The 24712-nt window shown below is 31.6% G+C and carries 23 protein-coding genes; 21 read left to right on the plus strand and 2 right to left on the minus strand.

From position 1 onward, the window contains the following. The first annotated feature begins 206 nt into the window (after positions 1 to 206). The 3 genes from GXK57_RS13090 to GXK57_RS13100 all read left to right on the plus strand — a co-directional run bounded on the left by GXK57_RS13090 (position 207) and on the right by GXK57_RS13100 (position 2921). On the plus strand, positions 207 to 833 hold the full coding sequence (locus GXK57_RS13090; RefSeq protein WP_160676950.1) for a DedA family protein: 627 nt from the start codon (positions 207 to 209) through the stop codon (positions 831 to 833). A gap of 43 nt (positions 834 to 876) precedes the next feature. Further along, positions 877 to 2151 (plus strand): CDC27 family protein, encoded by a 1275-nt coding sequence (locus tag GXK57_RS13095; protein WP_160676953.1) that lies wholly within the window; start codon positions 877 to 879, stop codon positions 2149 to 2151. Between the two features lie 83 nt (positions 2152 to 2234). Further along, positions 2235 to 2921 carry a superoxide dismutase gene (locus GXK57_RS13100; protein ID WP_160676956.1) on the plus strand — a complete coding sequence of 229 codons (687 nt, stop codon included), beginning with the start codon at positions 2235 to 2237 and terminating at the stop codon, positions 2919 to 2921. A gap of 113 nt (positions 2922 to 3034) precedes the next feature. Here GXK57_RS13100 and GXK57_RS13105 read toward each other — a convergent pair whose 3' ends face one another. Both GXK57_RS13105 and GXK57_RS13110 read right to left on the minus strand, forming a co-directional pair. Beyond that, positions 3035 to 3526: a dihydrofolate reductase gene (locus GXK57_RS13105; protein ID WP_160676959.1), complete on the minus strand. Its 492-nt coding sequence runs from the start codon at positions 3524 to 3526 to the stop codon at positions 3035 to 3037. Beyond that, positions 3526 to 4317 (minus strand): thymidylate synthase, encoded by a 792-nt coding sequence (locus tag GXK57_RS13110; RefSeq protein ID WP_160676962.1) that lies wholly within the window; start codon positions 4315 to 4317, stop codon positions 3526 to 3528. Before GXK57_RS13110 ends, GXK57_RS13105 begins: the two co-directional genes overlap by 1 nt. Positions 4318 to 4672: 355 nt before the next feature. Here GXK57_RS13110 and GXK57_RS13115 point away from each other — a divergent pair, with 355 nt between their 5' ends. The 18 genes from GXK57_RS13115 to yjfF all read left to right on the plus strand — a co-directional run bounded on the left by GXK57_RS13115 (position 4673) and on the right by yjfF (position 24653). Continuing rightward, entirely contained in the window at positions 4673 to 5584 is a 912-nt protein-coding gene (locus GXK57_RS13115; protein ID WP_160676965.1) for a YafY family protein, read from the plus strand. Positions 5585 to 5751: 167 nt separating this feature from the next. After that, on the plus strand, positions 5752 to 6003 hold the full coding sequence (locus GXK57_RS13120) for a zinc ribbon domain-containing protein (RefSeq protein ID WP_160676968.1): 252 nt from the start codon (positions 5752 to 5754) through the stop codon (positions 6001 to 6003). Positions 6004 to 6322: 319 nt separating this feature from the next. Further along, positions 6323 to 7963, plus strand: a complete 1641-nt coding sequence (dnaX, locus tag GXK57_RS13125; protein ID WP_160676971.1) for a DNA polymerase III subunit gamma/tau — start codon at positions 6323 to 6325, stop codon at positions 7961 to 7963. Between the two features lie 106 nt (positions 7964 to 8069). Beyond that, on the plus strand, positions 8070 to 8414 hold the full coding sequence (locus tag GXK57_RS13130; protein ID WP_128210725.1) for a YbaB/EbfC family nucleoid-associated protein: 345 nt from the start codon (positions 8070 to 8072) through the stop codon (positions 8412 to 8414). A gap of 95 nt (positions 8415 to 8509) precedes the next feature. Further along, positions 8510 to 9106: a recombination mediator RecR gene (gene recR, locus GXK57_RS13135; RefSeq protein WP_128210724.1), complete on the plus strand. Its 597-nt coding sequence runs from the start codon at positions 8510 to 8512 to the stop codon at positions 9104 to 9106. Positions 9107 to 9214: 108 nt separating this feature from the next. After that, positions 9215 to 9481, plus strand: a complete 267-nt coding sequence (locus GXK57_RS13140) for a DUF2508 family protein (protein ID WP_128210723.1) — start codon at positions 9215 to 9217, stop codon at positions 9479 to 9481. 58 nt (positions 9482 to 9539) lie between these two features. Further along, positions 9540 to 9797 carry a pro-sigmaK processing inhibitor BofA family protein gene (locus tag GXK57_RS13145; protein WP_160676974.1) on the plus strand — a complete coding sequence of 86 codons (258 nt, stop codon included), beginning with the start codon at positions 9540 to 9542 and terminating at the stop codon, positions 9795 to 9797. 578 nt (positions 9798 to 10375) lie between these two features. After that, positions 10376 to 11251, plus strand: coding sequence for a hypothetical protein (locus GXK57_RS13150; protein ID WP_160676977.1), 876 nt, complete (start codon positions 10376 to 10378; stop codon positions 11249 to 11251). A gap of 380 nt (positions 11252 to 11631) precedes the next feature. Further along, positions 11632 to 12543 carry an ABC transporter ATP-binding protein gene (locus GXK57_RS13155; protein ID WP_160676981.1) on the plus strand — a complete coding sequence of 304 codons (912 nt, stop codon included), beginning with the start codon at positions 11632 to 11634 and terminating at the stop codon, positions 12541 to 12543. Position 12544: 1 nt separating this feature from the next. Beyond that, positions 12545 to 13774 carry an ABC transporter permease subunit gene (locus GXK57_RS13160; protein WP_160676984.1) on the plus strand — a complete coding sequence of 410 codons (1230 nt, stop codon included), beginning with the start codon at positions 12545 to 12547 and terminating at the stop codon, positions 13772 to 13774. A 399-nt stretch (positions 13775 to 14173) separates the two neighbouring features. Then, a complete protein-coding gene (locus GXK57_RS13165; RefSeq protein ID WP_160676987.1) occupies positions 14174 to 14392 on the plus strand; it encodes a hypothetical protein in 219 nt (72 codons plus the stop codon). Between the two features lie 39 nt (positions 14393 to 14431). Beyond that, positions 14432 to 15937 (plus strand): carboxypeptidase M32, encoded by a 1506-nt coding sequence (locus GXK57_RS13170; RefSeq protein WP_160676991.1) that lies wholly within the window; start codon positions 14432 to 14434, stop codon positions 15935 to 15937. Between the two features lie 379 nt (positions 15938 to 16316). Further along, a complete protein-coding gene (locus GXK57_RS13175) occupies positions 16317 to 17525 on the plus strand; it encodes a response regulator (protein ID WP_160676994.1) in 1209 nt (402 codons plus the stop codon). Further along, positions 17522 to 19378, plus strand: coding sequence for a substrate-binding domain-containing protein (locus GXK57_RS13180; protein WP_160676997.1), 1857 nt, complete (start codon positions 17522 to 17524; stop codon positions 19376 to 19378). Before GXK57_RS13175 ends, GXK57_RS13180 begins: the two co-directional genes overlap by 4 nt. Positions 19379 to 19700: 322 nt before the next feature. Further along, the gene (locus tag GXK57_RS13185) at positions 19701 to 20699 is read left to right on the plus strand and encodes an ABC transporter substrate-binding protein (RefSeq protein WP_160677000.1); all 999 of its coding nucleotides are present in this window, start codon (positions 19701 to 19703) and stop codon (positions 20697 to 20699) included. A 389-nt stretch (positions 20700 to 21088) separates the two neighbouring features. Beyond that, the gene (locus GXK57_RS13190; protein WP_160677003.1) at positions 21089 to 22615 is read left to right on the plus strand and encodes a sugar ABC transporter ATP-binding protein; all 1527 of its coding nucleotides are present in this window, start codon (positions 21089 to 21091) and stop codon (positions 22613 to 22615) included. Further along, a complete protein-coding gene (locus GXK57_RS13195) occupies positions 22612 to 23652 on the plus strand; it encodes an ABC transporter permease (protein WP_160677006.1) in 1041 nt (346 codons plus the stop codon). The genes GXK57_RS13190 and GXK57_RS13195 overlap by 4 nt, the downstream gene beginning before the upstream one ends. Beyond that, a complete protein-coding gene (gene yjfF / locus GXK57_RS13200) occupies positions 23649 to 24653 on the plus strand; it encodes a galactofuranose ABC transporter, permease protein YjfF (RefSeq protein ID WP_160677009.1) in 1005 nt (334 codons plus the stop codon). The genes GXK57_RS13195 and yjfF overlap by 4 nt, the downstream gene beginning before the upstream one ends. Positions 24654 to 24712 lie beyond the last annotated feature (59 nt).

The following is a 24712-nucleotide window of genomic DNA, read 5'->3' on the forward strand; positions in this document are numbered from 1 at the left end:
AGCTCCTTTATAATTCTTTTACATAAGTTTATGATTACTTTAAAATGAGTGAGTACTCACTTACATAATAGACCTAATGGCTATATTTGTAAATACCCAAAAGAATAAATTTTACACACAATCATCCCATATTCTTTGATTAAAGTTAAACTTTGTGGCATAATATTTTTAGAATATTTGTTAAATGTAGTAGAAGGAGATAATAAATGATAGAATTCATAGTAAATTGGGCTATATACGTTTTAAGTAAGCTCGGTTATTTTGGAGTGTTTTCTTTAATGGCAATAGAGAGTGCCTGTATTCCAATACCTAGTGAGGCTATATTACCATTTGGTGGATTTTTAGCATCAAGTGCAAACCCAGGAAATAAATTGAACCTTATGCTTGTTATTTTGATTGGAACATTGGGAGGAACCTTTGGATCAGTGTGTATGTACTATATCGGAGCAAAAGGTGGAAGACCATTAGTTGAAAAGTATGCAGAGAAGCTTAGACTTTCAAAGTCTCATTTAGAGATGAGTGATAATTATTTTAATAAATATGGTGAAAAGATAGCATTTTTCTCAAGGCTATTACCTATAATAAGAACTTTTATATCACTTCCAGCTGGAATAAGTAAAATGGACGTTAAGAAGTTTACTTTTTATACTTTCGTTGGATCCTTAATATGGAGTGTGGTTTTAGGGTATGCAGGATATGTCATGGGAGAAAATTGGACTAAGATTCGTGAATGGTTGCACATAGCTGATTACTTTGTTGTGGCTGCGGTTTTAGGTTTAATAGTATATTGGTATGTAAGAAGAAGAAAAAAGAAAAAAGCCGTTACAGAATAAAATATATATAATATAAATTACTTATTTGACAGAGGTGATTAATTTGAATTTCTACGATCCTGGTGCAAAGATAAGGCTTATGAGAAAAAGATTCAATATGAATCAATTGGAATTAGAAGATAGTAATATGACAAGAGCTTTTATAAGTATGATGGAAAGCGGTAAAAGAAGAGTAAGTAAAGTAAGCTCGAAAATATTGGCAGAAAAGTTTAATAATAAGGGCAAGGAATCTGGACTGGAATTAAACTTAGATGATGAGTATTTTTCTAGAGAACCTCAAGAAGATGCTAGATTTTATTGTGAAAATGAATTGAAGAGAAATAATAAGCATAGTCAGCTTGAAGAGTTAATAAATATAGCTATAGAGTTTCAACTTGATAATGTAGCTGCAAAGGTATATAGAAAAAGGGCAGATAAATATTTTGATGAGTTGGACTATGCTAATGCATTTATTAATTATTCAAACTCTTTAGGTAAATATAAGGAGCTAAAGTCATATGAGGATCAACCTTATATATACACGCAGATGGGACTTTGTAAGTCCAAAAGAAATGAGTATGATGATGCAATATTCTATTTTAATCAAGCTATGTACTATGCTAAGGATAAAGGGGAAAGGGCCTATTTCCTTAAGGCAAGTTACAGTTTAGCATCTACTTATTTTGATATGCAGAGGTACAACGAGAGCATAGAAATTTTAGACAAGTACATATTAGGACAAGATCTAGAACAGGACTTATTAGTTAATGGAAAGGTTTTAAAGGCAAATAGCTGTTATAAGCTTGGAAAGAAGAAGGAAGCTGTAAGAGATTACTTTTCAGTAATAGAGCAACTTAAGGAAGATAGTGAGGTACTACTAGCATCGCTGTATGGAAACTTGGGTGAATATTATTATGAGATTGAAGAGTTCTATGAAGCTATAAAATATATAAATCTTTCACAGAAGATAAAGAATAAGGTTGATAAGAAATCACTTCCATATACTCTAAATACTAAAGGAAAGATATTTTACAGACAAGGCTTAGTAGATGAGAGCATAATGATTATGGAGCTTGGTATGAATATGGCAGAAGAATTCAATAATTTTTCTGTACTTTTTGAAATCTATAAAGAACTTATTCGCATATATGAGGATATAGATGACTTAGATAAGATTAAAGAAACTTCCTTAAATTTATTGAGTATTTTTAAGACAAACAACATAGAGGAAGGTAAAAAATATATACTCACTAAGCTTGTTCAAGTAGCACTTAAGAAAAATGATAAGGAAGAAGCTATAAGTCTCTTATCACAACTAGGTGATGCACTTAGTGTTTAAACATGCAGTAATATAAATTTATTAATAGAGATAATAAAACGCCTTCTCTAGGAGAATACTATTCTACTAAAGGAGGCGTTTTTATGAAGAAATTTATATCACTTGCCATATGTTTAATAGTCTTGGTAACTTCAAGTGTCAGTGCTCGAGAACCCGATGCTAAAAGGTTTGCAGTTCCACCTCTAAAATATAGTTATAATGCTCTTGAGCCATATATTGATGAGCAGACAATGAAAGTACATCACGATAAGCATCATGAAGCATATGTAAGTAACCTTAATAAAGCTTTAGATAAGTATCCAGAATTGCAGGGAAAAACAGTGGAGCAATTATTATTAAGTATTAATAAAGTTCCCAGTGATATTAGAGAAACTGTTAGAAACAACGCAGGTGGACATTATAATCACACTTTCTTTTGGGATGTAATGTCGCCTAATAAAGGGGGAAGTCCTAAGGGGAATATAATGAAATCTATTGAACGTGATTTCGGTTCTATGGATAACTTCAAGAAATTATTTAAGCAAACAGCTCTAGATAGATTTGGATCAGGTTGGGCTTGGCTTTTAAAAGATAATTCAGGAAAGCTATCTATAATGTCTACAGCTAATCAGGATACCCCAATTCAGTTAGGACTTAAGCCTATTATAGCTATAGATGTTTGGGAGCATGCATACTACTTAAAATATCAAAATAAAAGAGCTGACTATATTGATGCCTGGTGGAACGTGGTAAATTGGGATAGGGCTGAAGAGCTATATAATGAAAAATAAACGCCTGTTGCTTGAAGCTGTATTATAATGGTATTACTAAGTTTTCTATAAATGTATAATAAAGCAGGGGTGGAGTAATATACCTACTCCACCATTAAATATTGTATTAATAATTATTTTCTAACTAGAGAAATAAACTCGTATGGAATTGTATTTCTTTCATCTTCAACGCCAATTTCTTGCTCTACAACAGTCCACTCAGAGTAATCAATCTTAGGGAAGTAGGTATCACCATCGAAGTGCTTTTTCACCTTTGTTATATAAAGTTTGTTTACATAAGGAAGTAGCTGCTTATAGATTTCTCCACCTCCTATAATAAATACCTCTTCTTCTATTTTTGAAAACCTACTAATAATTTCTTCTATTGAATTAATAACCTCTACATTAGGATCATCTACAAAAAGGTGCTCATCCTTAGTAATTATGACATGATGTCTATTAGGTAGTACGCCAGGTAATGATTGAAAAGTTTTTCGTCCAAGCACTACTGTGTGTCCAGAGGTTACCTTCTTAAATCTTTTAAGATCTGCAGGAAGATGCCAGATAAGATCATTATTATTACCTATTACTCCATTTTCAGCTATAGCTGCTATTATAGAAAGCATTATATTGCTACCTCCATATCTATTTTTGAATGGTGTTTATAGTCTATAAGTTTTATATCATCAGCTGTAAAGTCATAGAAGTTCTTTATTTCAGGATTTATCCATAGTTTAGGCGCATCAAAAGCAGAAGATTTTCTTGCAATCTGTTCTTTTAAGCCATTAACATGATTTTCATAAATATGAGCATTATTTATAACATGAGTAAATAATCCTGGCTTTAATCCTGTAACTTGAGCTACAAGATGGACTAATACTGCATATTGACTAGAATTAAATGGAACACCAAGCCCCATATCTCCACTTCTTTGAACTAGCATGCAATTAAGCTTACCATCAGTTACATCCCACATGGTCAAAAAGCAGCAAGGATGTAAAGGTCCCCCATCGAGATAAGGAATCTGCCATAGGTTTATCATCATTCTTCTATCCTGAGGGTTTGTTTTTAAAGTCTCAATAAGGTTATCCATCTGATCAAACTTTTTTACTACCCATCCATAAGAAGTACCTATTGTACCATCTTCCATCATCCACTCATCCCATATATGGACATTGTCCTCTTGAAGCTTTCTTACATCATTTGAACCATCTTTGAATATCCACAATAGTTCTTTAACTGCAGTTTTAAAGGCTACAAATTTTGTGGTTAAGATAGGAAACTCCTTTTCTAGATTGAATTGCATTATTTGATGAGGAAGTTTATAGGTTCTTATTCCAGTTCTATTATTATCAAAATAACCATTTTCTAAAATATCCTCTACTACAGAAAGATACTTTTTATCATAAATACTCATATTTTCCTCCTAGGGTTTACAATTTACTTATCAATTTATGTAAAGTTTTAAGATAGATTATTGAATCTATATATTATTTTACTATTTTAATATTAAATTTTAAAACGGTAAAAGTCTTTATAGAATTCAATTATTAACAGTGTATAGGTTTTTAGCTCTAATTAGTAAGATATATTAACATAATTCATAAATAGCCAGTAAAGTAGTATATACTTTTTCCTTTTATAAACTGCAATTTGTTTAGAGTTAAGGAATTTAAAAATATAACAATATAAATTTATAAGAATTTATTGGAAAACAAGTGGTTCAAAGATAAAATAGTAATAAAGATAGGGTATGAAAAGGGGAGAGTTTATTGAAGCTTGAAAGATTGATTACAATAATCATGATGCTTATAAATAAAAGAAGAATAACATCAAGGGAATTAGCTGAATTTTTTGAGGTGTCAGTAAGAACTATACAAAGAGATATAGACACGATAAATATGGCTGGAATACCAATAGTAGCTTATAAGGGATATGAAGGCGGCTATGAGATATTAGATGGATATAAGATAGACAATAATTTCGTTACTGAAAAAGAATATAATTTGCTACTAAAGTTGCTTAAGGGTGTAGAAGGTGTCTACGATGACCCAACTATAAAAAATATGTCTGAGAAGTTTAAGGCTGTTAAGGCTAATGATAATGTGAGTATAGATAAAAGTATTGTGATGGATTTTTCTCATTGGGGTAACTCTTCAAGGATAAAGAAAAAAGTTTCTACAATAAAACAGGCTATTGACGATAAAGTTACTGTAGCTTTTAACTACATTGATTTAAATGGTAAAGTTACTAGCAGGGAAGTAGAACCCTATACATTAATATTAAAAGTTAATACGTGGTACCTATATGGCTTTTGTAGATTAAGAAAAGACTTTAGGCTTTTTAAATTGGCAAGACTTGATAAATTAGAGAAGACTAAGACTTACTTTGAAGCTATTGATATAGAAGAGCATAAATTAATAACAGATAAGATAGACAACTATACGGATTTAAAGTTGAGGTTCCACCCATCTTGTATGAATAGGATAGATGATTATTTCGAAGTGGAGGAAATGAATTTTCAAGAAGACGGCTATATATTAATAAATACAAGTTATCCTGAAGATGAATGGGTTTATAGCATGTTATTAAGTTTTGGAGATAAAGTTGAAATACTAGAACCTGAACATATAAGAGATATAATTGTAAAACGGGTACAAAATATTTTGAAATTATATTCTTAATATGACAAACATCTGTCGTATTGTATCTTCTATAATTTAAATAAAGATGTTTCATTTTAATGCGAGATTATTTTAAATTTTCCTTTGGTTTCTGCAAGGAGAGTTAGAGGGTATAGGGTTTAGTATAAAATGATACATCTATATAATTTAATTAGGAGGTAATTCATATGGAAATGAATATTTGTCAAAGTTGCGCTATGCCGTTAGAAAACGAAACCCTATTAGGTACTAATAAGGATGGAAGCAAAAATAAAGAGTATTGCATCTATTGTTATGAAAGTGGCTCATTTAAACAGGATATAGAAATGAATGAGATGGCAGACATATGTGTTAAGTTTATGAAAGAGGAAGGTATGGATGAAGGTAGAGCTAGAGATATAATGAATAGCACTTTGCCTACCTTGAAGAGATGGAGATAAAAGTATAGCCTGATCTTAAAGCTAGTTGCGATTAAAGAATAATGTTTAAGTTAACTGTACAGTGATTCAAGTTTTAACGAGCTTACGTGAAAAATTCGCTAAAGTGTCCTTCTTTAGCGATTTTTTTGGTTATATATAGATTGAATAGAGTTATAGACAATCATTAATATAAGGTTTAAATGCGGATTAAAATTTTGCTTAGATTATATAGTTGTAGTTGTTCATTTAATTATTCCTAAATAGGAAATAAACTATGGTTGGTTAAATCAATACCATTGATGTATAATAATTATTAGGAATGATAGTGAGGTGAATTACCTTGGCATATACAGCTTTATACAGAGAGTGGAGACCTAAGAAATTTGAAGATGTTGTAGGTCAGGAACATGTAACAGTAACTTTAAGGAATCAAATAATAAATAATAGAATAGCTCATGCATATCTTTTTTGTGGAACTAGAGGTACGGGTAAGACTTCAAGTGCAAAGGTTTTTGCGAAGGCTTTAAACTGCCTTAACTTACATGATGGAGAACCTTGTAATGAATGTGAGATGTGCAATAAAATAAATAGTGGTCTTGCTATAGATATAACAGAATTAGATGCTGCATCTAACAATGGTGTAGATAAGATAAGAGACATAATAGATGATGTTCAGTATCCTCCTCAGGAAGCTAGATTTAAAGTTTATATAATGGATGAGGTACATATGCTATCTCAGGGGGCTGTAAACGCATTTCTTAAAACCCTTGAGGAACCGCCTAAAAATGTAATCTTTATTTTGGCTACAACAGACCCTCAAAAGCTTCCGATAACAATACTATCAAGGTGTCAGAGATTTGATTTTAAAAGAATAAGCAAAGAAGATATATCAGGGCAACTTAGGAAGATAGTAAAGGAACAAGGAGTTTATGCTGATGATAAGAGCTTAGAGCTTATATCAAGAGTATCTGATGGAGCACTTAGAGATTCTCTAAGTATACTAGATCAAGCAATTTCTATGGGAAATGGTAAGATAGAGTATGATGGTCTTGTATCTATGCTTGGATTGGTTACAAATGAGTATCTATTTAATATAACAGAAGCTATTATTGAGAGAAATATTGAGAAGACTATGAACATAATCGAGGAAATAGTTTTTTCAGGTAAGGATATACATCTATTCATAAAGGATCTTATATCTCATTATAGAAATTTACTTATGGTTAAGGTTACTAATACTCCAGAAGAAGTCTTAGACATGTCTGTTGAAAATATAAACTTCTTAAAGCAACAGGCTACAAGGCTTAGAGTAGAAGAGGTTATGAGGGCTATAAGAATACTTCAGGAAGCAGAAGAAAGTTCAAAGTTAAGTAAGCAGGCAAGAATATATTTAGAACTTGCATCAATCAAGCTTTGCAAGATAGAGTACGATACTTCGAAAGAAGTTCTTTTAACTAGAATAAATAAACTAGAGGAACTTATAAAGAGTGGGAAAATAAAAGTTTCTGCTTCTAGCTCTACCGGCGAAAGTGCCAAATCCAATATAGCCTCTGTAAATAGTAAGTCATCACAACCCAAAACTGTGTCAGAAAGCACTATTGGAGATATATCAGAGTCTAATCATAATACTCACTCAACTATCACTATAGATGATGTAAAAAGAGCCTGGAAGGATATAATGGAAGGCTTTAAAGCAAGAAGGGCTATGGTGGTATATGCTTCATTAATAACAGGAAAGCCTTCTAGCGTAGAAGAGGGAATTGTGACGATAGAGTATGAAGAACAGTACTCTTTTAATAAGATAAGGTTAGAAAAGATAGAAGTAAGTAAAACTGTAGATGAAGTATTTTCAGAGATTCTACGAGATAAGGTAAAGGTTAGATATAAGATAAATAAAGGTGATGAAGAAGAATCTAAAGCCACAGAAGAACTTCTTGTTGATATTATAGGTGATGATATTTTACAAGTTTTAGATGAGTAAAGTAAACAAATACAGAGTTTACACATAATATTAATTATGAGGATATAGTATTGAATAAAAAAATACTATATAATATATACAGACTAAATGTAAGGAGGAATATCAAATGGCAAAGGGTGGATTTCCAGGAGGCTTCGGCGGAGGGAATATGAATAATCTTATGAAGCAGGCTCAAAAGCTTCAAAAAGATATGGAAGATATGCAAAAGGACCTTGAGAACAAAGAATTCGAAGCTTCAGTAGGCGGCGGAGCTGTTGTTGTAAAGGTTAATGGAAAGAAAGAAGTTAAGAGCATAAATATAAAACCAGAAGTTGTTGATCCAGATGATGTTGAAATGCTTGAAGATTTGATATTATCAGCAGTAAATGAAGCTATGAGAAAAGCAGAAGAAGAGACTGCTAGTAAGATGGGTAAACTAACTGGTGGATTAAATATGCCAGGAATGTTTTAATTTATAGGTTTACTGAAAATATAATCATAAAGCTTATTTAGGCATACAAGAACCTCAGTTCTTTGTATGCCTAAAATATTAGAGGAGGAATAAAGATGGATTTTTATCCAGTTGCCATAGAGAAACTCATAGAAGAGTTTGCAAAGTTGCCAAGTATAGGGCATAAAACTGCGCAAAGATTAACGCTACATATACTTAACCTACCTAAGGATGAAGTTGAAGAATTTGCTAAGGCGCTTGTAAAAGCAAGAGGAACTATAAAGTACTGCTCTGTTTGCGGAAACTATACAGATAAAGATCCTTGCGCAATATGTTCAAATCCTAATAGAGAGAAAAATACTATTTGTGTAGTTGAGCAACCAAAGGACATAATGACTATGGAGAAAGTTAAGGAGTTTAATGGAGTATATCATGTTCTTCATGGAAATATATCTCCTATGCAGGGAAGAGGACCTCAAGATATAAAAATAAGAGAACTAGTATCTAGGATGACTGGTGAGATAAAGGAAGTTATAGTTGCAACTAATCCTACTATAGAAGGTGAAGCTACAGCTATGTATATATCCAAAATACTTAAACCATTAGATGTTAAGGTTACAAGAATAGCCGCAGGAATTCCAGTTGGTGGAGATCTTGAATATGCTGATGAGGTAACTCTTTCTAAGGCTTTGGAAGGTAGAAAAGAAATTTAATATTTTTTAACTTTATTAATATAAAAAAGAATAACAATATGAATATATAATCCATAATATGTAAATAATAGAAGTATTAGAAATTAATAAGCATATTTGGAGGAGTATATGAATAAAAATTTTATATTAGAATATGTTAGAAATAAGATTGACTCTTCAAAAGAAAAAAACGAGCTACTGCGTCAAATAGAAAATGCTAGGTTAGAATTAGAGTGGGCTTGGGAAGTTTTTGACTATGTAAATGATCCTAAACTTATAGAGGTTGCTATTTTTTCAGAGCAGGCAGCTAGAACAAAGTATGAATTTCTCATAAGTGAAGCTAAAAGAATCGGTATAAAAGCAGACAATACTTTAAATTTAAGAATATGTAAATAAAGATAAAATATAGGCTGTTTAGTTTGTATATATCTGCATAGATTAAGGGGTTGGGTTAATGGATGCATTAATATTTGGTGCTTTAGGATTAATTTTATTAGTTATTCTAGTAAAGTTTTTTTCGTGGCCATTAAAGGTTTTAGTAAAGTTGCTTATTAATGGAGCGTTAGGAGTTATACTTCTCTTAATAACAAATTATATAGGACAACAATTTTTTCATTTTACCATAGGGATAAATATTATAACCGCGCTTATTGCAGGTTTTTTTGGAATACCAGGAGTTATATTTTTGATTATATTTAAATTGTTTCTTTAGAAAATGGGCAGGTTCACTGAATGCGACCTGTCCTTTTTATTTATTATTAAGATTAAGGTTCATGAAAAAACCACTAATGAAACTAGCATTAGTGGTTTTTTCATATTATTTATTAATAGATGGGAGCGGTAATTTCAATATTATAATTATGGGAATGTGAATGTATTAAAATCTATTCCAATTCATAAAATATGATATATAGCATTTGAAATAATGTTCTTTATAGAATCATTGTATGTACTAATAATAAAAGTGTTACAGAAATAAATAATAATTTTGTAAATGTTTTTTGTGTAAAAGTATGGTATAAATGTAATTATATAAAAATAAATTTTATAATTACTACAAATAATATTAGCAATATCTATTGCCTTAAGGAGGGAGTTATAACGTCTACTTTAAAGAAGTTAATAAAAGAAGACTGGAAAAGAGTAAGTATTGTATCAGGCATTATTTTTTTATCTCTATTCTTTTTAACTAATACACTTGAGATGATATCCTATGTTAGAAAGCCACCACAACCTATAGACTGGTATACAGGTGACCAATTAATAAATAAGTTTCTATCACTAGGAGTATTGAAATCCTTAATTTTTTATTTAATAAGTGGTACTGTTGTATGCATATATCTAAAAAATAAAGAGGTTTATTTCTCTATAAAAGAAAAAAGAGAAAAGAAACTTATGTATATTAAAATCTATATGTACTTAACAACAACAAGTCTGTTAGCAAATTTATTGCTTTTTATAGTAAAGGCATTATTATTTATAAAAGGTAATAAGTTATTTTCATTCTATGGAAAATTATCAATAGGACAAGTTATTTTATTCTTCTTTACCTGTTTTTTTATTACTTTAATGATTAATGCACTTGTATTACTCAATAGTATGTTCTTTAAGGAGGGGGTGCTAGCTCTTTTAAGTCCACTCTTTACTGTAGAAATAATAATAGCAGTCTTTGGGATAACTACAATGTTTGTAAGTGAACAAACAGGCTGGTTTGGTAATATATTGGCTTTAGTAAACTCAGGTAATATTGACAATATCATATATAGTTGTATATATGGATATAGATTTGAGACTTCTGATGTGGATACCCAGTTAATTTATATATTGGCTATGATATTTGTTACTGTTCTATTAACAACATTATCCTATCTATCTTACATGCACATAGATGGGAAGAAGAGTAAAAGATTGTATTATTATGAGGGGATAAGAGTGGCATGGTATATAGTCATGGGAACTATAATCTGCTACTTAGTAACCTTTACTTCTTCAGGTATTGTGGCACTCTTTAAACAGGATGTAACAATAGAAGAAGGTAAGTATATGTTTAACATTGCTTTTTTAATATCCACACCAATATTCATATTATTGGAGTATATTTTATATAGAGTTACTGGTAGAGAAAGAAAAGTAGTTATAGAAGATAATGAGGACATTCCAGTATAAAATGAGCTAATTAAGTTAGATTTAACACATATACTATATATTTAGTAAGGTTAAGTTTTTAGATTTTAGCCTCAGTAAAGATGTTAATTAATAATTGTAATAGCAGAAAGTTAGTTAGAGACTTATTTTGGATCTAACTAACTTTTGTTTTTTACTGTCTATATCAGTGTGAGGCTTATTGTTATCTAAATATATCAATATCAAAGGGTTGAAATTCTTGTTAGGGGAAGCAATAAAACTTATTTACTGGTTAGCTTTGCTCATGTACATTCGTATGTAATATAAGACCTCACTATATAAACTTAAGAAAAAATTAAGATAATATTAATTTAATAGTTAGAAGTTTCTGGTAGCATTAAAATAGTAAGGGAGGTTGTTCTATGAATGTATTAGAAGTAAAAGGCGTAAAAAAGAAATTAGGAAAGAAACAGATAATAAAAGGCGTTTCCTTTGAAGTTGAAGAAGGAGAGATATTTGGATTCCTAGGTCCTAATGGAGCAGGTAAAACTACAACAATAAGAATGTTAGTTGGGCTTATAAAACCTGATGAGGGAATTATAAAAATTGCTGGACATGATATACAAAAAGATAGAGAAAGCGCATTAGCTAATCTAGGAGCAGTTGTTGAGAATCCAGAATTGTATGGCTATCTTTCTGGAAGAGAGAACTTAATGCAGATAGCTAGAGTAAGAAGACTTAAAAAACAAAATGTTGATGAGGTAATCGATCTTATAGGGTTACATGATAGGATAGATGACAAAGTTAAAAAGTACTCCTTGGGTATGAAGCAAAGACTGGGGCTTGGAGCAGCACTGTTGGGAGAACCTAAATTAATGATACTAGATGAACCAACAAATGGGCTTGATCCTTCAGGAATATTAGATTTTAGAGAAATAGTGAAAAAGGCGGCAAAAGAGAGAGGAATGTCGGTGTTCGTATCTTCTCATATACTTAGTGAAGTGCAGCACTTGTGTGATAGAGTTGCGTTCATTAATGGCGGAGAAATAAAATCTGTTGAGAGTGTAAGCGAAGACGGAATGGCTACAGAGAAAGAGACTATGGTAGTATCTACAACAGAGGACAACAAAGCCTTAGATGTTGTTAAAAGTTTTGATTTTGTTCATACTGCTAATATAAATGATGGACAAATTATAGTTTCTATAAAGAGTGGCTATTCTCCAAAGCTTGTAGAGGAACTTGTAAAAAGTAATGTAGGTATTGTGGAAGTTTACAAACGTCATAAAGGCCTTGAGCAGAGATATATGGAGCTTGTTGAAGGAGGAGTAAGATAAGATGATATTTACCTTAACAAAAAATGAATTGAAAAAAATATTTAAGAGGCCAAAGACATATGTGGTTTCAATACTATTTGTTGCTCTTGTAGTATTGCTTTATGTAGGTGTTTATATGGATGAGAGAAGCCTTAGTAAGATGAACTCTCCTCAAGGGAAACTAGAGCAGTTTAAAGACCAGTTAAAGTCTACTGATCAAGATATAAAGGCAATGGAGAGTAGTAGCAAGAGCTCAGATGAGTCAGTACAGGCTTCAATTAAAACTACAAAGGAGCAAAGAGATAATATTCAAAAGTCTATAGATAAGCTTGAGGAACAAATAAAGTCAGGCAAAACAGAAGATGATTGGAAGACACAAATAGATGATGAGATTGCAGAATTAAAAAGTCGAAAGGCTGATGAAACTATTCCTGAAAGGTATAAAGCTGGAATAGATAATGAAATAGCTCAGAAAAGTTATTATAAGGATAATAATTTAAAGCCAATCGATGATTGGAAGGTTACTGGGTTCAACTATCTAAGTAGGGTATTACAAATACTAGGTACAATATTTTTAGGTGTTGGAATATCTGTATTTATGAGTGATATAGTTTCAGGAGAATGTACTCCTGCAACATTAAAGTTCTTACTTATTCAACCTGTTTCTAGAGGAAAGGTATTATTATCTAAGTTTATAGCTATAGTGATAAGTTGTTCAGCTCTTATATTATCAATAGAGGCAGTTGCTTTTGTACTAGTTGGACTGTTTAAGGGCTTTGGATATGCATCGGTTCCAACTATTATTGGAACAAGATATCAGTTTGATATGAGTAAGGTGCAGGATGGTGCTCACCAACTTATACCGATTGCAGGTACTGGAACAACTATACCACTTTGGGACTTTACTTTAAGAACTATTCTTTTACAGGTATTATTTATATTGGTATGTTGTAGTTTTGTATTCCTTATATCTTCTTTGGTAAAAAGTAGTATGATTTCTATGGCCATAACAGCTATATTAACAATACTTATACCAATATTGAGCGAAGCTATTAACCCAATCAAAAAGATTTCACACTTCTTATTCTTAACTTATGGTAATACTGGAAGTGTATTAAGTGGGAATATAGCTATGCAATATTCCAATCCTAATCTCAATATTACCTGGGCAATTGCTGTAATGCTTATATCATCAGTTGTATTTTATGTTATTTCTCACTTGGTGTTTACTAAGAGAGATATACTAATATAATTAATAACTTATGATTGGCTAAATTCATTTGATATAAGGTCTATTAGTATAGATGTACCATTTAGTAATAAAATTATATTTTTACATTCTTGGTTAAGATACTAGAGAAGTCAGAGAATAGTTTTTAGAACGAGTTGGTACATACTTATGGAGTTCCTAACTTAATTGTTGATTTATACTTGTACGAAATTCCATAGAAGTGTTGGTTGGAATAAATATAAATTAAGTTTTGATATAGGAACTCCTTACTTAAATTACTGAATAAGTAAAGATAAATAAACCGCTTCTTTTTATTATAGAAGCGGTTTATTTTAACATTAAATATATTTTATTTATATATGACTAATAAATTTTAAAGTGGTATAATATGCTATATAAAAATTAGTATGGAGGTTTATTATGCCGATAGGAACAAAGTTTAATTGCAGTTACTGTCCTGATTTTAAGAATAATAACTGTGATGGAGAAGAAAAAAATTGCTTATGTAGAGAATGTCCTAGAAACTTGGGGCAATGTATATGTGTAAAGTATTGTAGAGAAACTGAATCCATATTGATTTTTGAAGAGGAAGTTACACAGATAAAGGCAGAAGATCCTAGAAGGATGTATGAAGACTAAAAATTAAATATTAATATATATAAAAGGGGGCATATTATTGTGAGTTTACAAGAAAAGCTTAAAGAAGTAAGAGAGTATATAAAAACTATGGAGCTTTTAGAGCAAGCTACAGGAATAGTTTACTGGGACATGAGAGTTGGAATGCCTAAAAAGGCTGTAGAGCAAAGAGCAGAGGTTGTAGGATATCTTTCTGGAGAGGGATATAAATTTACCACATCAGAAAAGGTTAAAGAGTTCATAGAGTTTTTTAAGCCTCATCTAGAAGAATTAAGTGTAATTGATAAAGCGATGATAGAAGAACTTAAGAGGGGATATGAAGAGATAAAGAAGATTCCTGAAGATAGATATAAGGAGTATGTTATATTAAGTTCAAAATCAGAGGCAGCTTGGGAAGAGGCTAAAGAAAAAAATGATTTTTCTATATTTAAACCATATCTTGAGAAGGTTATAGATTTTCAGAAGGAGTTCTTAGAGTATACAGGGTATACAGGAACTAAGTATGACAGCTTACTTGATAAGTATGAAAGAGGAATAACTGTAGCAAAATTAGATGAGGTCTTTGGTGAATTAAGAGATGCAATTGTTGAACTACTAAATAAGATAAAGAATAGTAAGATAAAGATTGACGATTCTTTCTTCAAGAAGAGCTTTACCAGGGAAGAACAAGAAGAGTTTAGTATATTTGTTTTGAAGAAGATGGGATACGATTTTGAAGCTGGAAAAGTTGATGAGAGTGTGCATCCTTTTACTATAAACTTTGGAAATAAGGATGTAAGAATAACAACTCATTATTATGAAAATGAGTTTAGAAGTGCTCTATTTAGCTGTATACATGAAGGCGGTCACGCTATATATGAGCAAGATATTCCTGATGAGCTTATAGGTACTGGCTTAGGAGCAGGTGTTTCCATGGGGATACATGAATCTCAGTCAAGATTTTATGAAAATATCTTAGGAAGAAGCAAAGCTTTTTGGAAGTATTTCTTTCCTGAAGCAAAGAGTAGATTCCCTCAATTAGAGGATGTAACTTTCGAGGAGTTTTATAAAGCTATAAATATAGTAGAACCATCACTTATAAGAACCGAAGCAGACGAATTAACATACAGCCTTCATGTTATTATAAGATATGAAATTGAAAAGTTAATATTTAATGGTGAGGTAGAAGTAGCAGACTTACCAAGGATATGGAACGAAAAATATAAGGAATACTTAGGCGTTGAGCCTTCAAATGACTCAGAAGGAATACTACAAGATATGCATTGGTCAGATGGGTCATTTGGATACTTCCCAAGTTATGCTTTAGGAAATCTTTACGGGGCTCAAATGTTACAAAAAATGCTTAAAGACAATCCAAAAGTTTTTGATGAAGTAGAAAATGGAGATCTTGATACTGTACATCAATGGCTTAAAGAAAATGTTCATAAGCATGGAGCTGTTTATAAACCTGCAGATCTTATAAAACTAATAACAGGTGAAGAGTTAAATGCTAAGTACTTTATAAAATATCTAAATGATAAATATCAAGAGATTTACGATCTTAAGTAGTAAATATTTAGTGGCAGCCTTAAAAATAAGGCTGCTTTTTTTTATTTTAACACCAGTATAAAATTTTCCTTGCTATCTAAGCCTAGTAAATGCACTGGGGAAGATTACTTAAGCTAATTTTATTCTTTAGAAAATTATGTTTTATATGAAGATTTGAATAACTATCCGTAGAAGGCTTAAAGGTAGATATAGTATAAAAGATAAAATAGTTTAATATTAGTTAAACATAAGAGTCTTTGATATATATAGTAAAATAATACAAAAGAAAGCATAAAACAGATGATTCCTAATATTGACAGATTTTATATTAAAATTGTATATTCAATAATAGGACGCAATGGATCATACATATTAATTCAATACTTAAAGGGGGATTTATATGTGGAAGTTACTAGTTGCTGATGATGAACCTAAGATTAGAAGAGGAATAGTAGGTTTATTTGATTGGAGTAGTCTGAATATTAAGGTGATAGGTCAAGCAGAAGATGGAGAAGTAGCGCTGAAGATAATTGAGGAAGAAAGTCCAGATATAATTCTACTGGATATATGTATGCCATTTCTCAGCGGATTAGATCTTGTAGAAAAGATTCGTTCCAGGTTAAGTACGTCAATAATTATAATTATAAGTGGATATGATGAGTTTGCTTATGCGCAAAAGGCTCTCAAGCTGAAAGTGTTTGACTATATTCTCAAACCTATAGACAGTGATATGCTAAGGAGTGTTATTGATAAAGCTATAAAGGAGCTTGATAAAATTAAGGAAGAAAGAAGTTATTTAGATTGGTCAAATAAGCAGATTGAAGATAATTCAGAAGCTCTAAAGCAATCTTTCTTAAGAAACTGGGTAAATGGAAGACTTAGTTATGAACAGCTATTAGATGAATTGAACTTTTTTGATATAAAATTTAGAAATAACTTAGGCATAATGGTGTTAACTGTAGTTGAAAGACTTAGTTTAGTTGTTTCGGGTAGTAACTGGCAGAAGAAGACTTTAAACTTTGCAATAACTAATATAGTCTCAGAAACATTAAATAAATGGACTACGGTACTTACTTTTGTGGATGATGAAGATAATATAGTAATAATAATGGATACAGAAAATAACTTAGAGTGGTTTGGATTATGCTCGTTAATTGAAGAAAAGATATATAATTATTTGCATTATACAGTGATAGTAGAACAAAAGAGAGTTAATAACATACTAAGTATTACAGAATCCTATAAGTCTATAATGGATGCCATAGCTAGAAAGGTAAAATATAAGCCAGTAGTGCTTTTAGCAATAAGATATATAAATAAAAACTACTTTGTAAACGATTTGAACCTTGAAAAAGTAGCACAAGAGTTTGAGGTTAACCCCTCATACCTTAGTAAATTGCTTAAGCAGCAGACTGGTATGTCGTTCATTGATTATGTAACGAATATACGGATAAATAAAGCTATGTGTATAATGGAAGACCCTTCGGTGAAGATTTATGAGGTTGCAGAACTAGTAGGATATAGTAACCAACATTACTTCTGTAAGGCCTTCAAGAAGGTTACTGGATTTTCACCAAGTGAGTACAGAGGTGGTGTAATTAGTAGTTGATTAGAAAGATAAGATATATAATTTTTACTTTTTTTGCACTTATAGCAATTATAGCAATAGTCTGTTTTGTAAAGTTAAGTAATAATAAGGATTCCAACGAAGTTCAATATGTCATAGGTATGTCGCAGGCGAATTTAACTGAGCCTTGGAGAATATCAATGAATCAAGATATATTAAACGAAGCTAAAAGCTATAAGAATATCAATGTAGTATATAGGGATGCAGGAGGAGATACTGAAAAGCAAAAGAAGGACATAGATGAACTTTTAGCAAGTGGAGTTGACTTGCTTATAGTATCTATGAATGATTCAGAAAAACTTACTCCAGAGGTTAGTAAAGCTTATAAATCTATTCCTGTAATAGTTTTGGACAGGGCTGTTCAGGGGTATGACTACAGTCTTTATATAGGTCCTGATAACGAGTCTATAGGTAGACAAGTTGGAAAGTACATTGCAGATCTTATCGGTAATGGAAAAGGAAAGATCTTGGAGGTGCAAGGATTATTAAATTCTCACCCTGTAATAGAGAGAAGTAAAGGGCTTAGAGACGTAATCAATAATTATAGCAATATAGAAATATCCAGGACAATAATAGGAGAGTGGCAGAGGGATGAGTCTGAAGATAAGGTGAAAGAGATTCTTCAACAGGATAAAGATATTAATATAATTTTTGCGCATAATGATTATATGGCCTATGGAGCCTATAAGGCAGTGCATGATATGGGACTGAATAATATTAAGATAATTGGCATAGATGGTCTTGTAGGAGAAAATGGAGGCTTAGACTTAGTATCAAAGGGAATGATGCAAGGCACATTTACCTGTCCCACGGGGGGAAAAGAAGCCATTGATTATGCTTTAGACATACTAAATAAGAAGAGCGATATACCTAAAAAAATTATACTTAGAAGTGACAAGATAACCTCAAATAATGTAAATGGTTATTTGAATAATAAATTAAAAAAGACTAAGGAACATAAAAACATTGTTTTAGGTTATGCACAGTTAAAGTCTGAGAGTAAGTGGAGAGAAGTAAATGCAAAATCTATTAAGGATGCTGCAGAGAAGGCTGGAGTCAATTTAGTATTCTTAGAAGAAGGTTCAACCCAGGAAGATGAAAAACGTATGATAAGAGAACTTATCAAAAGGAAGGTGGATATTATTTCTTTTTCACCTTATGTAAAGTCTGGGTGGGATGATGTACTTAAAGAGGCTAAAGCTGCTAATATACCAGTAATAATAAGTGATAGGAATGTTGACTCAGATGATTCTCTTTGGATTAATAATATAGGTTCAGACTTCTATGAGGAAGGAAGAAGGGCTGCTAGATTATTGGTAGATTTATTTAAGGATAAGAAAAAAGTCAATATCCTAGAGCTTAAAGGTAATGAAGGTGCGGCACCTACTATTGATAGAACAGATGGATTTATGGAGATAATAAAAGATTATAATAATTATAATATAATAGATTCTCGTTATGGAAATTTTGAATATAAGGATGGCAAGAATATTGTAAAAAACTACATTAAGAAAAATCCCAGTAAAGTAAATGTAATATATGCTCAAAATGATGATATGGCCCTTGGAGCCATAGATGCGATAAAAGAATTAGGATTGATTCCAGGTAAGGATATAATAGTTGTTGGCACCGATGGAACAAAAGAAGCCCTTGTATCTATAAAAAATGGTGAGATGTATGGTACTGTTGAATGTAATCCGCTATTAGGAGTTCAGCTAATCAGAACAGCAACACAAGTGGTGGACGGATATGAGGTACCTTTAAGAATTGTAAACTCGGAGGATATATTTACAAAGGGAGTTACCTATAAGCAGATTTTTGCCAGAGAATACTAATATTATATATTTTTAAATAAGGCTGTTTAAGAGTACAGAAAGCTTTTTATAAAGATAGAAGTCATACATAAAAGTTAGATGAATTTTCTTTTATGTATGACTTTTTTGTGGCTGTATTAAAACATGATGTTGGAATAAAAAGCTTAGTCATAAAAGGTATCAATTATAATGCAAACGGATTAAGTTAGTTTAGATATTTTATGTTTATTATAAGATTTGTTTGAAAAGTATAAATAATTGCTGAATAGTATAAATACAATTATTGACAAAAAATATATAATCATAAATGTAAACGATATAAAAATGTTAGGGGGAAGTAAATATGAAGATAAAAAAATTATTTGGTGTCTTGGTAGCTGCAACTTTGGTTGCTGGCATGTTTGTTGGGTGTGGAAGCCAAGGAGGAGACTCAAAAACTACATCTTCAAATTCATCTAGTAAAAAGAAAGTAATAGGCTTTGCTCAAGTTGGAGCAGAAAGTGGTTGGAGAACTGCTGAAACTGAATCAATTAAGGAGATTCCTAAGTTAGATACGAATTTCGATTTGAAGTTCTCTGATGGACAACAAAAGCAGGAAAATCAAATAAAGGCTATAAGATCATTTATAGCTCAAAAGGTAGATATAATAGCTCTCGACCCAGTTGTAGAAACAGGATGGGATACAGTACTTAAAGAAGCTAAGGATGCTAAGATTCCAGTGGTTATAGTAGATAGAAATGCAAAGGTATCAGATGAGTCTCTTATAACAGCATTCTTAGGATCAGATATGGAAGAGGAAGGTAAGAAGGCAGCTCAACTTGTAATAGATAAGTTTGGCAAAGATGCCGCTCTTAACATAGCAGAACTTCAAGGTACAGTAGGTTCAACAGCTATGATAGGTCGTCAAAAAGGTTTTAATGAAACAATAAAGGACTGTCCAAATTACAAAATTATAAAAACACAAACTGGAGATTTTACTCGTGCTAAAGGAAAGGAAGTTATGGAAGCTTTCTTAAAGTCTGATGGAGATAAGATAAACGTTCTTTGGTCACACAATGATGATATGGCTGTAGGTGCTATACAAGCTATAGAAGAATACGGCAAAAAACCAGGACAAGATATATTTATAGTTTCTGTTGATGGTATAAAAGATATGTTCCAGCTTATGGCAGATGGAAAATCAAATGGAATAGTTGAATGTAATCCACTTTTAGGACCACAGCTTCTAGAAGTTTCAAAGCAGATATTAGACGGAAAGTTAACAGACAAAAATATTAAATCAAAAGAAGGGGTATTCAAGCAAGATCAAGCTAAGGCTGAATTACCTAATAGAAAGTATTAGAATAAGCCTCTGTTAAAGTACTGTGTTGAAATTAAGTGGTCAGTCATCCGATGCTTAGATGAGCTTGCGCAAAGAATTAATATGATTTTGTCATATTCTATCTCCTTCATGACCACTTAATTTCAACAATGTTATTAAACATAGCCTAGAATAAAGATCTATAAAGTATGCTGTTAAAGTTAAAGGATTATCTATCTAATACTTTAATGAGCTTATGAAAAGAATAATATGGTTTTCTCTTTAGGTGATTGCAAGATCAGGGTAAGATTTTGTAATCGCCTAAAGGGTTTCAATTTATAATGATTGCAATATAGTAGGTAAGATTTACTTTGAAACAATAATTAAAATTCAATATTAAAAAGATTGTTATTGAAAAGGAGGGAATATTAGTGCCCGATAATAATATAGTTCTAGAAATGAAAGGTATTAGTAAGTCATTCCCTGGAGTAAAGGCGCTTTCAAATGTTGATTTTCAACTAAAAAAAGGTGAAATACATACTCTTATGGGACAAAATGGTGCAGGAAAGTCTACTTTAATTAAAGTTCTTACAGGAGTTTATGAAATAGATGAAGGAACAATACTTTTAAGTGGAAAAGAAGTAAAAATTACATCAACACATGATGCTCAAGAAAATGGCATAAGTACTGTTTATCAGGAAGTAAACTTGTGTCCTAATCTTACTGTAGCTGAAAATATATATATTGGCCGTGAGCCTATGAAAAGAGGCCATATCGATTGGAATGTTATGAATAAAAATGCCGAAAAGCTACTAGAGGAGAGGCTTAATCTAAAAATAGATGTAAAAAGATTATTATCAGGGTATTCTGTGGCAATTCAGCAAATGGTAGCAATAGCGAGAGCTGTTGACATATCTAATGGAATACTTATATTAGACGAACCAACTTCTAGCTTAGATAGCAATGAAGTTAAACAATTATTTAAGGTAATGAGAAAGCTTAAAGCCGAGGGAATGTCCATGGTTTTTGTAACTCACTTTATGGATCAAGTTTATGAGATCTCAGATAGAATAACAGTTCTAAGAAATGGAAACTTTATTGGTACTTATGAAGCAGATAACTTACCTCAGATGGATCTCATATCGAAGATGATTGGTAAGAACTATGAAGAAATGCAAAAGGCTAACGATGTTACAAGAAAATATAATATAAAGGATAAAGCAGAATATTTGGCCAAGGCTAAAGGATTTGGAAGAAAAGGAACCATAGAGCCCTTTGATATAGATGTAAGAAAAGGAGAAGTTCTAGGACTTGCAGGACTTCTTGGTTCTGGAAGAACTGAATGCGCAAGACTGTTATTCGGGATTGATAAATCTGATCATGGAACTATTACTATAAATGGCAAAGAATATTCATATATCTATCCTCAAAAAGCCATAAAAGAGGGTTTAGGCTTTTGTCCTGAGGATAGAAAGATTGAAGGCATAGTGGGGCAATTGACCATAAGAGAAAATATTGTTTTAGCACTTCAATCTAATAAAGGTATATTTAAATACATCCCTATGAAAAAGCAACAGGAAATTGCTCAAAAATATATAGAATTATTGAATATAAAAACACCTAGTACAGAACAAAGAATTGATAACTTGAGTGGTGGAAATCAGCAGAAGGTTATCTTGGGAAGATGGCTTGCTACAAATCCACAGTTGCTAATTTTAGACGAGCCAACAAGAGGTATAGATATTGGCGCTAAGGATGAAATAAAGAGATTAGTGAGAGAGCTTGCAAAGGATGGGATGACTATAATATTTATATCATCAGAGCTTCAGGAGATGGTTAGCTGTTGCGACAGAGTACTTGTTCTTAGAGATAGAAGAATAATAGGTGAGTTAGTTGGAGAAGAGATACAAGAATCCACTATATTACAAACTATAGCAGAAGGAGGGATGTTAGCATGAAAAACAGTGGAACAAAAGGTATACTAAAAAGCTTTTACAGTATGCAGATATTCTGGCCCCTAATATCTTTAATGGCATTGATATTATTAAATTTTATTATAAGACCTGGTTTTGTAAGTATAACAATTAAGGATGGACACTTATTTGGAAATCTAATAGATATATTAAACCATGCTGCGCCACTTATATTAATTTCCTTAGGAATGACTATAGTTATTGCAACTCAAGGAATTGATATTTCGGTAGGATCAATAATAGCCATAAGTGCTGCTGTATCTGCTACTGTTATAGTTAGTGGTGGCTCAGTACCAGTAGCTGTACTTTCAGGTATGATAGTAGGAATACTATGTGGAGCATGGAATGGCTTGTTAGTTGCTTATATAGGCGTTCAGCCTATGGTAGGAACCTTAATTTTATATATTGTTGGAAGAGGTATTGCGCAGCTTATAACTAATGGACAGATTTTAACCTTTACTAACAAGTCTTTCATATTTATAGGTACTGGGTATTGGTTTTTACCAGTAGCTATATTTATAGCTGGAGCTATTACTTTATTAATGTATTTAGTTATAAGAAAAACTGCATTAGGTTTGTTTATAGAATCTATAGGAGTTAATAGTACTTCCAGTAGGTACTCGGGAATAAACTCTAAGAAGGTTATATTTTCTTTATATGTAATATGTGGATTCTTGGCAGGTATAGCAGGTATTATAATATGTTCTAATATAAAAAGTGCCGATGCCAATAATGCTGGTTTGTGGCTAGAATTGGATGCTATATTGGCTACGGTAATTGGTGGTACCTCTATGGCTGGAGGAAGATTTTATCTAGGTGGAACAGTTATAGGAGCACTGTTCATACAAACACTTACCACAACTATATACAGTATGGGAGTTCCTCCAGAAATAACTTTGGTAGTTAAAGCTTTAGTTGTTATTGCAGTATGTATAATACAATCTCCAGAGTTTAGAAAAATGTTGAAGTCTAAGTCTTCTACTGGCAAGAAATACGAAGCGAAGGAGGTGGCTAGAGTATGAGTAATGCTGTAGTAAAAAAGAAGAGATTTAAGGTTAACTCCTCATATATATCCATTTATGCAACAGTAGCATTATTTATATTATTATTTGTAATTGGTTCTGTCCTATATAATGGATTTTTCTCTGCTCAAGTAATCTCAAATCTGTTTATAGATAATGCATATCTTATTGTCGTAGCAATAGGAGAAACGTTAGTAATACTAACTGGAGGAATAGATCTTTCTGTAGGTGCTATGATAGCTTTTGTAAGTATGATTACTGCCAGTATGTTAAAACATGGAGTAAATGCTTTTGTAGTAATGGCTTTTGTTTTAATAGTTGGTATAATCTTTGGAACTGTCCAAGGAATATTAGTACAAAAGTTTAAGCTTCATCCATGGATAGTAACATTGGCAGGTATGTTTTTTGCAAGAGGTGCTAGCTATATAATCAGCATAGACACTATAACTATAGATAATCCAACTTTTACAGCAATATCAGGGTTTAGAATACCTATTTTTCCAGGGGCATTCGTATCTATTAATGTTATAGTAAGCCTTGTAGTAGTAGCCGTATCAATATACCTGCTAAAGTACACAAGGTTTGGTAGAAGAGTATATGCTATTGGAGGTAATGAGAACTCAGCAATGCTTATGGGCTTGAATGCTGGAAGAACTAAGATTTTGGTTTATACATTGTCTGGTTTTTGTTCAGCCTTAGGAGGCTTATTATTTACAATATACACTTTATCAGGATATGGACTTCATTGTAATGGTATGGAAATGGATGCTATAGCAGCTTGTGTAATAGGTGGAATACTACTAACCGGTGGTGTTGGATACCCAATAGGACCTGTATTCGGAGTTTTGACCACAGGTATTATTCAAAGTCTTATAATGTTTGATGGAACTCTGAATTCTTGGTGGACTAAGATTGCAGTAGGTATGTTGCTGTTTATATTTATTGTGCTTCAGAGAGTTATAGTGATAAGAGAAGAAAAGAGAAAGACTGTAGTAACTTAATAATAAGATATAAATCTTAAATATTAAAACAAAAGGTGATCATTTAATTTGATCACCTT

Origin of the sequence: Clostridium sp. C8-1-8 (assembly GCF_009928445.1) — a bacterium.
GTDB lineage: Bacteria > Bacillota > Clostridia > Clostridiales > Clostridiaceae > Clostridium_AR.

Coding starts and splice junctions, on each gene's coding strand:
- GXK57_RS13090 (WP_160676950.1), top strand. CDS start 207: ATGATAGAATTCATAGTAAATTGGGCTATATACGTTTTAAGTAAGCTC.
- GXK57_RS13100 (WP_160676956.1), top strand. CDS start 2,235: ATGAAGAAATTTATATCACTTGCCATATGTTTAATAGTCTTGGTAACT.
- GXK57_RS13105 (WP_160676959.1), bottom strand. CDS start 3,526: ATGCTTTCTATAATAGCAGCTATAGCTGAAAATGGAGTAATAGGTAAT.
- GXK57_RS13110 (WP_160676962.1), bottom strand. CDS start 4,317: ATGAGTATTTATGATAAAAAGTATCTTTCTGTAGTAGAGGATATTTTA.
- GXK57_RS13120 (WP_160676968.1), top strand. CDS start 5,752: ATGGAAATGAATATTTGTCAAAGTTGCGCTATGCCGTTAGAAAACGAA.
- GXK57_RS13130 (WP_128210725.1), top strand. CDS start 8,070: ATGGCAAAGGGTGGATTTCCAGGAGGCTTCGGCGGAGGGAATATGAAT.
- recR (WP_128210724.1), top strand. CDS start 8,510: ATGGATTTTTATCCAGTTGCCATAGAGAAACTCATAGAAGAGTTTGCA.
- GXK57_RS13140 (WP_128210723.1), top strand. CDS start 9,215: ATGAATAAAAATTTTATATTAGAATATGTTAGAAATAAGATTGACTCT.
- GXK57_RS13145 (WP_160676974.1), top strand. CDS start 9,540: ATGGATGCATTAATATTTGGTGCTTTAGGATTAATTTTATTAGTTATT.
- GXK57_RS13155 (WP_160676981.1), top strand. CDS start 11,632: ATGAATGTATTAGAAGTAAAAGGCGTAAAAAAGAAATTAGGAAAGAAA.
- GXK57_RS13160 (WP_160676984.1), top strand. CDS start 12,545: ATGATATTTACCTTAACAAAAAATGAATTGAAAAAAATATTTAAGAGG.
- GXK57_RS13165 (WP_160676987.1), top strand. CDS start 14,174: ATGCCGATAGGAACAAAGTTTAATTGCAGTTACTGTCCTGATTTTAAG.
- GXK57_RS13175 (WP_160676994.1), top strand. CDS start 16,317: ATGTGGAAGTTACTAGTTGCTGATGATGAACCTAAGATTAGAAGAGGA.
- GXK57_RS13185 (WP_160677000.1), top strand. CDS start 19,701: ATGAAGATAAAAAAATTATTTGGTGTCTTGGTAGCTGCAACTTTGGTT.
- GXK57_RS13195 (WP_160677006.1), top strand. CDS start 22,612: ATGAAAAACAGTGGAACAAAAGGTATACTAAAAAGCTTTTACAGTATG.
- yjfF (WP_160677009.1), top strand. CDS start 23,649: ATGAGTAATGCTGTAGTAAAAAAGAAGAGATTTAAGGTTAACTCCTCA.